Source organism: Paranoxybacillus vitaminiphilus, assembly GCF_003259935.1.
In the GTDB taxonomy this organism is placed as follows: Bacteria; Bacillota; Bacilli; order Bacillales; family Anoxybacillaceae; genus Paranoxybacillus; species Paranoxybacillus vitaminiphilus.
Window position 1 is genome coordinate 1 of the sequence record NZ_QLMH01000020.1, and the last position, 12,717, is coordinate 12,717.

The 12,717-nt window shown below is 40.7% G+C and carries 10 protein-coding genes and 1 rRNA gene; 3 read left to right on the plus strand and 8 right to left on the minus strand.

Annotation, left to right across the window (positions count from 1 at the left end; all coding sequences use genetic code 11):
• Positions 1-291: ribosomal RNA gene (locus B0I26_RS15465) — 16S ribosomal RNA — on the minus strand; the annotation flags it as partial.
• Positions 292-488: 197 nt separating this feature from the next.
• Positions 489-1,361, minus strand: coding sequence for a nucleotidyltransferase-like protein (locus tag B0I26_RS15470; RefSeq protein ID WP_111646303.1), 873 nt, complete (start codon positions 1,359-1,361; stop codon positions 489-491).
• Positions 1,362-1,518: 157 nt separating this feature from the next.
• On the opposite strand from B0I26_RS15470, the gene B0I26_RS15475 reads away from it, so the two are divergent.
• Entirely contained in the window at positions 1,519-1,881 is a 363-nt protein-coding gene (locus B0I26_RS15475; protein WP_111646304.1) for a YgzB family protein, read from the plus strand.
• 93 nt (positions 1,882-1,974) lie between these two features.
• Here the strand turns inward: B0I26_RS15475 and perR are convergent, their stop codons facing one another.
• The 6 genes from perR to B0I26_RS15505 all read right to left on the minus strand — a co-directional run bounded on the left by perR (position 1,975) and on the right by B0I26_RS15505 (position 6,407).
• Positions 1,975-2,424: a peroxide-responsive transcriptional repressor PerR gene (gene perR, locus B0I26_RS15480; protein WP_111646305.1), complete on the minus strand. Its 450-nt coding sequence runs from the start codon at positions 2,422-2,424 to the stop codon at positions 1,975-1,977.
• A 347-nt stretch (positions 2,425-2,771) separates the two neighbouring features.
• Positions 2,772-3,245, minus strand: coding sequence for a thioredoxin-dependent thiol peroxidase (gene bcp, locus B0I26_RS15485; RefSeq protein WP_111646306.1), 474 nt, complete (start codon positions 3,243-3,245; stop codon positions 2,772-2,774).
• Between the two features lie 57 nt (positions 3,246-3,302).
• The gene (locus tag B0I26_RS15490) at positions 3,303-3,719 is read right to left on the minus strand and encodes a potassium channel family protein (protein WP_111646307.1); all 417 of its coding nucleotides are present in this window, start codon (positions 3,717-3,719) and stop codon (positions 3,303-3,305) included.
• A 106-nt stretch (positions 3,720-3,825) separates the two neighbouring features.
• Positions 3,826-4,611 (minus strand): ABC transporter permease, encoded by a 786-nt coding sequence (locus B0I26_RS15495; protein ID WP_111646308.1) that lies wholly within the window; start codon positions 4,609-4,611, stop codon positions 3,826-3,828.
• A gap of 4 nt (positions 4,612-4,615) precedes the next feature.
• Entirely contained in the window at positions 4,616-5,407 is a 792-nt protein-coding gene (locus B0I26_RS15500) for an ABC transporter permease (RefSeq protein WP_111646309.1), read from the minus strand.
• The gene (locus B0I26_RS15505) at positions 5,400-6,407 is read right to left on the minus strand and encodes an ABC transporter ATP-binding protein (protein WP_111646310.1); all 1,008 of its coding nucleotides are present in this window, start codon (positions 6,405-6,407) and stop codon (positions 5,400-5,402) included. Before B0I26_RS15505 ends, B0I26_RS15500 begins: the two co-directional genes overlap by 8 nt.
• Positions 6,408-6,634: 227 nt before the next feature.
• Between B0I26_RS15505 and B0I26_RS15510 the strand changes: the two genes are divergently transcribed.
• Positions 6,635-7,930: a glutamate-1-semialdehyde 2,1-aminomutase gene (locus tag B0I26_RS15510; RefSeq protein WP_111646311.1), complete on the plus strand. Its 1,296-nt coding sequence runs from the start codon at positions 6,635-6,637 to the stop codon at positions 7,928-7,930.
• Positions 7,931-8,232: 302 nt separating this feature from the next.
• Complete coding sequence (locus B0I26_RS15515; protein ID WP_111646342.1) at positions 8,233-12,702, plus strand: glutamate synthase-related protein; 4,470 nt, start codon at positions 8,233-8,235, stop codon at positions 12,700-12,702.
• Positions 12,703-12,717 lie beyond the last annotated feature (15 nt).

Below are 12,717 nucleotides of genomic sequence, written 5' to 3' on the forward strand. Positions count from 1 at the left end.
GCATCGTCGCCTTGGTGAGCCGTTACCTCACCAACTAGCTAATGCGCCGCGGGCCCATCCTGCAGTGACAGCCAAAGCCGCCTTTCAACCGAAAACCATGCGGTTTTCGGTGTTATCCGGTATTAGCTCCGGTTTCCCGAAGTTATCCCGGTCTGCAGGGCAGGTTGCCCACGTGTTACTCACCCGTCCGCCGCTAACCTCAGGGAGCAAGCTCCCTTTGGTCCGCTCGACTTGCATGTATTAGGCACGCCGCCAGCGTTCGTCCTGAGCCAGGATCAAACTCTCCAATAAAAGTTCTATACCTAGCAAATTGACGTGGACGCTTCGTTTTGTTCAGTTTTCAAAGAGCATTTATTAGCGACTTCTCCATATTATCATCAAGACTTTCTAATGTCAAGCATTTTTATTTTCCGCCAACTGCGGAGAATATTTTCCGCAGCGACGGTTTATAATATATCATTTACTCAAAAACTAGTCAATACATTTTTTTAATTTTTTTCTGCAACATAATATCTATGATAAATTCCCTGCCCTTTTGTCGGCACTTTCTCAACTAATAACACGTTTCTTTCGACTAAGTACTCAAGCATAATGACAATATCTATAGAATAGACTTTAAGATCTGGATGCTCTGTAATTTCCCCGATTGTCCAAGCTCCCTTTTTTTCTCCTAATACTTTTAATAAATGAGCCGTTCCTGACGCTATCCGTGAATGAATTAAAAATTCACTTGCTAAAAATAAAAGTTCTAGCCTTTTATCTAGCGTCTCTTCACTTTCAATCAATTCCTCATACAATTTATAAATTTGCGGGTCAATTTGTTTCACTTGATCCCATACAGTTACTTCAGGATAAAAACCTTGCTCAATGATGGCAAGCCTCGCTAAATGATGGAGAGCATGAACGACATGATTGTATGCATCTAACAATTGTTTTGTTTCAAAAAATACTTTTCCATCCGTATATCTTCGAATCAACTTAGCAAACTCAATTCCCATTTTTAACTGACGGCTTTCTCGCGGAAATTCAAGAAGCCTTTTGCGCAAGGTATAAACATATTCATTGCGATCAAACAAAACTTTTCCATTTAAAACCCAGTCAATCACTTTTCGGTTGGAACCCAAGAGAAGCCACTCATTTAATTTTTTTTCGTCAACTACATGCAGAGCAGCTTTTTGTTCATTAGAAACGTAATGCTTAATAAAAACAGGCTGTTTAGCATCTTTAACAATGACAAATAAAACAAAATCAAATGTGTCAGTTATAGCCGGGTTGTTTAGTTTTTTTTCCACCATAAAAATCCCTAATGTATTTCGATGGCTGGCTCTCTCTTGATAAATGGGACGAAATAAATCCTCCATAGTCGTTCCTCCATTTTCATAATTGCCGATATACAATTCGACAAAAATCGCAAAACTCCTTTTTCAGGGGATGATAAAAAATTTTATTTATATTTGTTCAAAATATAACTTATATGTTTACACTTTATGATATAGTTATTTTCAGGAGGGAAATAAGATGGGACTAAAATATTCAAGTAAAATCAACAAAATTCGCACATTTGCGCTAAGTTTAATTTTCGTTGGCTTTGTCGTTATGTATATAGGTATATTCTTCCGCAGCTCCATGTTCGTTATGACATTGTTTATGATTTTAGGTTTACTTTTTATTATTGCAAGTACAGTTATTTATTTTTGGATCGGGATGTTATCTACAAAAACAGTTCAAGTTGTTTGTCCTTCTTGCAACAAAATCACGAAAATGCTTGGACGGGTAGATATGTGCATGTACTGTAATGAACCATTGACGCTAGATCCTGATTTAGCCGGCAAAGAGTTCGACGAGAAATATAATCGAAAACAAAAAAAGAAAAAAGGCTGACCTAAAAGTGTCTGACCTCACGCAACATCCACATAATATATTATGGGATAGGGTCTGACACTCACTCTCAGGTCAGCCTTTATTTTTAATGTTTTAATGCTGGTGATATTCTTTTTGGCAATCTGAACACACACCATAAATCTCCATTCTATGGTGGCTTACTTTAAAACCCGTAACGTGTGCAGCTAAATCCTCAACCTCATCTAATCCTGGATAGTGAAAATCAACAATCTTACCGCACTCTTCACAAATAATGTGATAATGGTCGGAAGTAACAAAATCAAAACGGCTTGACGAATCGCCATATGTCAGCTCTTTTACTAGTCCAACCTCTTTAAAGACACGCAAATTATTATATACAGTCGCTACGCTCATGTTTGGAAATTTTCCCTCTAAGGCTTTATATATTTCATCTGCCGTTGGATGCGACATAGAGCTAATTAAGTATTCAAGTATCGCATGACGTTGCGGAGTAATACGCACTCCTGTTTTTTTCAACGTATCAAGCGCTTCCTTTAATTGATAATTTTCAGACACCGTCATGCACCTCGCTTTCTTCTAAAAGAATTATTATTTTATAATATTTATAAATAGTCTACAAGGTATACAGATATTTTGTCAATATTTCTATTATAATATATGAGTTTGTTCCATGTTTTACACACATAAAAAATGAGGCTGTCTCATAAGGGGCTGACCTCACGACCATGCACAATATATCATATACCTATAACACATGGTATACCATATATATTTGCGATTGCAGGATTTGACCCTTTGTTTTTGAAACAGCCTCCAAATTGTTAATATCTGAGGAGGTATGCCCTACACTGTTTAACATACTCTCCTCTCCATTGCTTTGTATAGACACCTACCTATATTTTTAGAAATTATTGTTTTAAATTTTCTGCGATGTAGTCTAAAGCTTCTTCAACATGACCTTTTACCTTTACTTTTCGCCACTCTTTCACTAACTTCCCATCTTTATCAATAACAAACGTAGAACGTTCAATTCCCATATACTCTTTTCCAAAATTTTTCTTTAGTTTCCATACACCATACTTTTCCGCTGCTTTATGCTCTTCATCAGCTAACAGTAAAAATGGTAAATTGTATTTTTCAATAAACTTTTTATGCCGTTCGATTGAATCGGTGCTGACCCCCAAGATGACCGCATTTAAATCAGCAAACTGTTGATGGTAATCGCGAAAATCACATGCTTCTGTTGTACAACCAGGCGTCATATCTTTCGGATAAAAATATAACACGACATTTTTTCCTCTAAAATCAGATAACCTTACTGTTTTTCCGTTGCTTGCCGGCAGTTCAAAATCCGGAGCAAGTTGTCCAATTTGCAGCGACATCCTCTTCCCTCCGTAATACTTATTACTTAATTATTTTTAGCGTAGCGAAAAGAATCGTCATGTGCAACTTTTATCTTTTTCAAAATCGATGACTGTACGTACAATCAGGGCAGCCGGCAAAACATAACCTAACAATCCTTCCGCCGATGCAAGCCATCTTCCAATTCCGACGGGGATGATATCGCCATAGCCGACTGTCACTAAGGTAGTTGCACTGAAATACAGACTGTCTTGAAGCAATTGGAAAAAATCTCTATCAGTTGCTTTACCTTTTATTAATAAAACTTCATAACCATTTATTTGTAACACTGTATAAGCAAGACCAAAACCAATCAACACTGTCAAATAAAGGGCTAATAAAACGAACAAATTTTCTAACGAAACATAGCGGTGCGGCTTTTGCTGAATCGTCCATATTGATTTTATACTCATAAATAAAACAGTAAAAATAACAATTAACAAAATATACTCCATTTCCATCCCCCCGTACATGTCCATACATATATACGAGGAATAAAAACAGAATATTCAAAAGAGGAATTATCTAATCCCTGTAACAAATAACAAAAGCAGGGTTACATTAATTCCCTGCTCCTCTATAACGCTTCACTCCGGCATTCCATAAGAAAACGGCAATCATAAAGAAGATGAGTCCCATCACCGGCGTTAAAAATGCATAACCATACCATTCCTTTTTGCCGAGAAAATAAGCGGAAGGGTAGACACCGACAAACGCAAACGGCAAGATCCACGTTAAAATATAGCGGATGACACGGTTATAAATATCAATCGGATAGCGGCCGTAGTTGCCGATATTGTACATCATCGGCATAATCGAGCTTCGCGCATCCGACCAAAAGCTGATTGTCGCCAGCGAAATGAAAATCCCTGCATAAACAAGCGTTCCACCAAGAACAAAAAGAATAAAAATAAAAATATCATACCAATGAAAAACTAAGTCTAGACGCGAGCCTGCGTAAATCATAATAATGATTCCCGTAATCGCTCCAAGAAGCGACTCAAGCTCCATCCGCTCAAGAATGATTTGAAACAAGCTGTGCACAGGCCGCGTCAATACTCTGTCCATTTCCCCGCGCACAATATATCGTTCATTAAAATCCCAAATATTAAAAAATGCTCCAAACACGGCAAACGGCACTAAGAAAAATCCGTAAATAAAAATAATTTCATCGCGAGTCCATCCGTTTAATACTTGCGTATGCCCAAACACGACGAGAATAAAGATTAAGTTCACCGCTTGAAACATCAAATCAGAGAAAAATTCCACAAACAAATCGGTTCGGTATTGCAATTTCGTTTTTAAATATTGTGACATGTACTGAAAAAATACAGAGACGTAAAACATATACTTATCCTCCCTGAATGACAAGCTGTTTTTTCGCCGCTTTCCACAACAGCTGAATCGGGACGAGCAAAATCAAGCTCCACATAAGCTGAAACATTAACCCGTCAATAATCGCCTGCCCTCGAAAACCTTCCGTAAAAATCATGCTTGGAATATAGCTGATTCCCTGAAACGGAAAGTATTTCATGACCTCTTGCGCCCAAGCCGGATAAAAGCTAATAGGCAAAATTAAACCACTAAATAAGTCAATCACAAAACGTTTCGCGCGCAATAATCCTTCATTATTGAGCGTAAAAAACGTCAAAATACCGGCAATTAAATTAAGTTCGGAATTAATAATAAAGCTCAACACGATTGAAACAGCAAAGTACCCCCATGTACTTACATTAGTCGTCAGCTCGAGCGGAAAAAGCAATCCGACAATGACCATGCCCGGCAAGGAAAAGAAAAACAGGCGAAAAATCCCTTCGCCTAACCCTTGCATCGTTTTCATTCCTAAATAGCTGTAAGGCCTGATAAGCTCGGTGGCGACTTTGCCTTCTTTAATTTCCATGGCGATTTCACGATCGATGTTATTAAAATAAAAGGCGCGCGCCATCCACGCAACCGCCACGTATGTCGTCATCTGCAAGACGGACATACCTTGTATGGATGATTTGTCTCCATAAATAGCGGACCATAAAAAATAGTACGCACCGATATTAATACTGTAAATTAAAATGCCGCTGTAATAATTCGTGCGATAGGCAAGCATCATTAAAAAACGAATGCGAATCATTTCGATGTATTTAGCCATATACGACACCTTCTTCATAGATGTTGCGAATGATTTCTTCCGTCGAAATTTCATTAATATTAATATCTTTAATCTCGTATTTCGCGACAACACGGCCAATTACATCAGACATATCCGTTGGTGATACATGAGCTGTCCAAACATTTTCTCTTTCTCCCGCCTGCCATTGCACCTTTAAATCGGCAGTTAATACGTTTAATTCCTCTTGGGCTACTTCTTTAGCAAACTGAAACTGAATTTGTTTTCCTTCTCCCCAGTTCGCCTTTAATTCCTGCAACGAACCGTCGTAAATAATTTTTCCTTCATCAAGCATAATCACGCGTTCGCATAATGCTTCAATATCGGAAATATCGTGTGTTGTTAATAAAATCGTTGTATTATATTTTTCATTAATTTCTTTTAAAAACTTACGGATTTTTAATTTAACGAGCACATCTAAACCGATTGTCGGCTCATCTAAAAATAAAAGCGGCGGATTATGAATAAGCGCAGCAGCCAGTTCACAGCGCATTCGCTGTCCAAGAGACAATTTACGAACAGGCTTATCTAACAGCGGGCCAATATCAAGCGTTTCAATCACATGCTCCATATGCTCTTTATAAGCTTGATCGGATACCCGGTACACTTTTTTCAGAAGACGGAACGACTCTTGTACCGCAATATCCCACCATAATTGCGAGCGCTGTCCGAAAACAACACCGATCGTTTGCACAAATTTTTCCCGTTCTTTATGCGGATTCATTCCGTTCACAATGACTTTTCCTGACGTCGGCGTCAAAATGCCTGTCAGCATTTTAATCGTTGTTGACTTTCCTGCACCGTTTTCACCGATGTAACCGACCATTTCTCCTTGTTTAACGGTAAAAGATATATCGTTAACAGCGCGGATAATTTTATAATTTCTTGTAAATAAGTCGCGAAAGGCTCCGATAAGACCTGAACGGCTTGAATAGGATTTAAATTCTTTGCGCAGTTTTTCTACTTCGATTGCATTTGCCATAACTCAATACCCTCCATCACGATGCGATAAAGTGAAACTTCTTCAGCAGAGATGTCCTCCATTGGTGCCACATACTTCTAACGTTTTTGTAAAGACAAGGATTACGGACAGTTAGAACAGGACAAAGAATAGTTTATCGAAAGTAGAAGTATGAAACAAATTGTACGCTTAACTAAATATGTTAGAATAGAAGTCGTCATAGAAACTCGCTTAGGAGGCTTTTCGATATGAATTTTACAAAATCAGAACAGCTATATAAAGAAGCATTGGAACATATCGTTGGCGGTGTCAACAGCCCATCCCGCTCTTATAAAGCGGTCGGCGGCGGCGCTCCGGTCGTGATGGAACGCGCAAAAGGCGCTTACTTTTGGGACGTTGATGGAAATAAATACATCGACTACCTAGCAGCATATGGCCCGATTATTACCGGACATGCCCATCCACACATTACGAAAGCGATCCAACGTGCTGCAGAAAATGGTGTATTATACGGAACGCCTACACCTTATGAAATTACATTTGCAAAAATGTTGAAAGAAGCGATTCCTTCGCTGGAAAAAGTTCGTTTCGTCAACTCAGGAACGGAAGCGGTCATGACAACGATTCGCGTAGCCCGCGCCTATACGGGCCGCGATAAAATTATTAAATTTGCCGGCTGCTATCACGGACATTCTGATCTTGTCCTTGTCGCTGCTGGTTCTGGTCCGTCTACACTAGGAACTCCTGACTCTGCCGGTGTTCCCAAAAGCATTGCTCAAGAAGTGATCACCGTTCCGTATAACGATATTGATTCATTTAAACAAGCGATTGAAACATGGGGAGATCAAGTCGCAGCCGTGCTTGTTGAACCGATTGTCGGAAACTTCGGCATCGTTGAACCAAAGCCCGGCTTTCTTGAAACTGTGAATGAACTTGCTCATCAAGCCGGGGCGCTTGTGATTTACGATGAGGTGATTACAGCATTCCGCTTTATGTACGGTGGAGCACAAAATTTATTAGGAATTGAGCCGGATTTAACGGCTCTCGGTAAAATCATCGGTGGAGGTCTGCCGATTGGCGCATACGGCGGTCGCAAAGAGATTATGGAGCAAGTCGCTCCGCTTGGCCCTGCTTATCAGGCGGGAACAATGGCAGGAAATCCGGCTTCGATCCTTGCGGGAATTGCTTGCTTAGAAGTGCTGCAACAAGAAGGTGTGTACGAATATCTTGATCGCCTCGGCGCCATGCTTGAACAAGGGATTTTAGCCCGTGCAAAAACGTATAACATCCCGATCACCATCAATCGTTTAAAAGGAGCGTTAACCGTCTACTTTACAACAGAAAAAGTAGAAAATTACGAACAGGCTCAGCGGACAGACGGTGAAATGTTTGCGAAATTCTTTAAGCTGATGTTAAAACAGGGAATCAATCTCGCTCCTTCTAAATACGAAGCATGGTTTATCACCATCGCTCATACAGAAGAGGACATTCAATATACATTAAAAGCGGTTGAAAACGCATTTAAAACACTAAAAAATGAATAAATATACATTTATAGTTTTTTTACGGAGAGTCTCAACTCTCCGTTTTTATTTTAAATTAATTGAAAACGTTTACAAAAACTATTTTATTAACTTTTCCGAAAAATGAATATGACAACCAAAAAAATGAATAAATAATTGATTTCACTTCTTTAACATGATAACATAAACTATAAATTCCGAAAATTTAGTTTGTTAATAATTTTTGCGAAAGCAATATTAACTTAATTACTATAGATTGGTTGCAGGAGGTGAAAGGCAAAAAAGTGGGTTCCAAATACACTGCCCACTTTAAAGCCGATTGCATGAAACAACAGTGGAGTCCGAGTCTGTTTAAAGATTTCCATCAGGCAGAACATGATGCGTGCGGAATTGTATCTGCCATTGAAAAACGCCGCACTCCTACAAGAGAAAATATTATGACATGTATTGATGCGCTTGTAAAAATGAATCATCGTGCCGGCTTTATTAACGGCGAAGGCGATGGAGTGGGTGTTCACATCGATATTCCAAAAGCACTTTGGATGGAAAAGCTTGCGAATGCAGGGCAAAATCCGGAAATAGCAAACCGCGATGATTTTACGGTTGGACATATCTTTATTAATAAAACAACAAATGTAACAAATAAAAAAGAACAAATAAAGTCTCTCTTCAAACAATATGGACTGTCCGTTATTTATGAATCCGATCGTGTCACTTCTTCAAGCGCATTAGGTCCGATTGCGCTGCGGCAAGAGCCTCTGTTTTGGCAAGTCGCGCTTTTGCCTGCTGATTCGGCAAATCTGGCAAAGCGTTTATTTGAATTAGTTATTGACATCGAACAAGACGAAAATGTTCATGTCGCTTCATTAAGCAATTTTTATGTTGTGTATAAAGTGATGGGAGCAGGCGATATTTTACCAAAATATTATCATGATTTAGCAAATCCTCTTGTCGCTTCAACAATGACATTAGGACATAATCGTTACTCAACAAATACTCTTTCAAACTTCTTCCGTGTTCAACCGTTTAGCGTATTGGGACATAACGGTGAAATTAATACGATTGCCAAGCTTCGCGATGAAGCGAAAATGATTGGCGTTCCATTGACAAACGGCGGAAGCGATTCACAAGATTTAAGCCGCACGATCGATACACTTATTTCTCGTCACGGTTACAGTTTATTTGAAGCAGTTGATATTTTGTTCCCGCCGATTGTCAATGAAATTAGAGCTTATCCGGAACATCTTCAAGATTTATATACGTACATTCGCGAGGCATGGGGACATTTTGCTCAAGGACCTGCCGGCATCATTTCACGCTATGGTGATGAAGCGGTATTTAGCGTTGATGCCCTTGGCTTACGTCCTCTTTGGAAGCTTGAAACAGAAGATCGTTTCATTTTTTCATCTGAGCCGGGCATTATCCCATCAAACGAGTATACAGGCGAACCAAAACCGATCGCCCCTGGAGAAAAAATCGGCTTAAAATGGGGAGACTCAGACTTTATCCAAGTGTTTGAATACGCTCAATTTCAAGAAGAAGTATACAAGCGTTTTTCAAAACGGATCGATATCACGAATTATCGCAATCGCTTAAACCCGCCACACTTAGAAAAATACGTTACGGTGTCTTCACCAGCAAAAGTAAGCAACGGACAGTATGCCGCATTCGGCTGGGACCGCGAACATATTCAACTTCTCGAACAAATGGCAGAAAAAGGAGCAGAGCCGATTCGGTCATTAGGGCATGATGCACCGCTTGCCGCGATTGATCCTAATCGCAAAAATCTTGCTGATTTTATTAAAGAAAGCGTCGCCGTTGTAACGAATCCGGCTATCGACCGCGACCGCGAAATGGAACATTTTTCAACGCGAACAGTTATCGGAAAACGTCCGTCTTTATTCGAAAACGGGGAAAAATCATATGTCATTGAACTCGTTTCACCGATTCTTATCGAAGGAAAATTAGGTTACGAATGTTCAGAAGCATTAAATCAACCTTCATATGACCAGGTTGTTCATGCGTTTCAATCACAAAAATTAACCTATTTTCTTTCAGCCACATTCACAGCTGATGAATCGATACCAGATGCACTAAAACGCCTTTCTGACGAAGCATGCGAAGCGGTTCGCTCTGGCAAAACACTTCTTATTCTCGATGACGCAGAAGCTCATCAAAACGGAAAATTGTGGATAGATCCGCTGTTGGTTACTTCTTCCATTGATAAAGCTTTGGCGGAAGCTGGATTGCGCCGCGATTGTTCTCTCTTGCTCCGCTCTGGCGCGATTCGCTCGCTGCATGACTTTATTGTTGCTTACGGTTTAGGCGCTAATGTAATCAGCCCGTATTTAATGTTTGCAACGGTAGCTGATGAATCGACTACTCCTGTTATGAACTTATTCAACGCCTTAAATAAAGGCTTGGAAAAAGTGATTTCGACTATCGGTATTCATGAATTGAGAGGATACAGCCGCCTCTTCTCATCGATTGGCTTACATGATGAAATTGCCGAAGTTTTAGATATCGTTAACTTCTTTGGTTCTGATTCCTTAAAATACGATTTTGCTGCACTTAAAGAAGATGCAATTGCCCGAGCCAAAGATTTTGCGGATGAAAATGCAAAGCCGGGTAAAACATTCCATGTGTTCCCGCGCATTTGGAAAGCAATCGGGGAGGTTGCGCAAACAGGGTCATACGACAACTACCGCGAAAAATTAACCGAATTAGAAACGCAAACGCCGACGACCATTCGTCATTTATTAGACTTAAAGAAAGCAGAAAAAGCTGTTTCAGTCGACAAAGTCGATATTAGCGTCGGCGAGCATAGCTTACCGTTTGTGATTGCCTCGATGTCTTTCGGCTCACAAAACGAAGTCGCCTTCCGTGCTTATGCTGAAGCAGCTGACCGTTTAAATATGGTTAGCTTGAACGGCGAGGGCGGCGAAATCAAAGATATGCTTGGAAAATATCCTCGTACACGGGGACAACAAATCGCTTCCGGCCGCTTTGGTGTCAATGCCGAGTTGCTCAACTCTTCCAATCTTTTAGAAATAAAAATCGGGCAAGGAGCAAAACCTGGTGAAGGCGGTCACCTTCCTGGCTCCAAAGTAACGGCAAAAATCGCTGAAGCACGTAACGCGACAATCGGTTCTGATTTGATTTCACCGTCAAATAACCATGACATTTATTCGATTGAAGATTTAGCGCAAATGATTGCCGAGTTAAAAACAGCAAACGATAAAGCAAAAGTAGCGGTAAAAGTTCCTGTTGTTCCAAATATTGGGACTATTGCCGTCGGCATCGCAAAAGCAGGCGCTGATATTATTACGCTCAGCGGCTTCGATGGCGGAACAGGAGCAGCGCGCATTCACGCCTTGCAGCACGTCGGACTTCCGGTGGAAATCGGCGTCAAAGCGGCGCATAACGCTCTCTTGGAAGCCGGATTGCGGAATAAAGTCGAAATTTGGGCAGATGGCGGCATTAAAAGTGCACTTGACGTCATTAAAGTCATGCTTCTTGGAGCCAACCGCATCGGCTTTGGAACGCTTTCTATGATTGCGATCGGCTGTACAACATGCCGCGGCTGTCATTTAGATACTTGCCATGTCGGCATCGCGACACAAATCGAATCAGAAGCGCAAGCGAAAGAACACGGATTACGCCGCTTTGTTCCACGCCAATTTGAGCCGGCTGTCCAAGGATTAGTGAACTTGTTTACTGCGTTTGGAAACGAGCTCAAAGCTTTAACCGCTGCGCTCGGCTATGAACGATTACAAGATCTTGTCGGCCGCTCCGATTTGCTAGAGCAAACAAGAGGTTTAGAGCAAATGAACTTAGAAAGCTTGCTTGAAGTTCTCGAAGTAGAACAATTCGCTCAAAAAGAAGTAGCTGCAAGCGTTGAAGAATATCAATTACTCGTTGCGGCAGGTGCTGAATATCTTGACTATCGCATAGAAGATTTACATCGTTCACGCGAGTTTAGAACCGTTACTTCAGAACAGCGTGTTCTTGGCAGCCGTGTTTCCTGCCACCGCGTACGCGGGCGCTTAGACGGCTCGTACAAAAAGCTGCCAAACATAACATTGCGTTATAAAGAAGGCTCAATTCCAGGTAATGGTCTTGGAGCATACAATAGCTACGGCATCCATATTCATGTTGACGGCGGTGCACAGGACGGTACCGGTAAAACCGCACTGGGCGGAAGTATCCTTATTTTTAAAGCCAAAGGAAAAGATGGCAAGTTCTACAACGGCTCCGTTGGAAAAGGCTTCGGCTATGGAGCACAAAAAGGTTTGTTAGTCGTTCAAGGAAACGCTGATGCCCGCGCCGGAATTCGTCTCTCAGGAGCGGATATGATTATTGGCGGTCAAGTGACAACACCTATTCCAGAAAAGGAATATGGCAACATTGGCGTTCGCGCAAATATTAAAGGATTTGCCTTTGAATATATGACAAACGGGCGCGGTCTTGTCCTTGGTGACCCTGGCCCATGGATTTGCGCTGGTATGACAGGCGGAGTCGTCTACTTGCGTCACCAGCCGGAAATGGGATTAACAAAAGCTGCTCTTGAACGCCGCATCGCAAAAGGAGCAAAAGTAAGTATTGAGAAATTATCAGAAAAAGGTAAAGCAGATGTACAAGAATTGCTTTCTAAATACATTGAGCTGTTAATAGAGCATGAGCAATACGAAGAAGCCGAATCACTAAAACCATTGCTTGAAAAACCGGAAGAACACTTTTTCCAAGTCATTCCAATAAAAGAACAAGCCGATCCATCTGTATCTACAGAATAATCAAAAAGCGGCAGC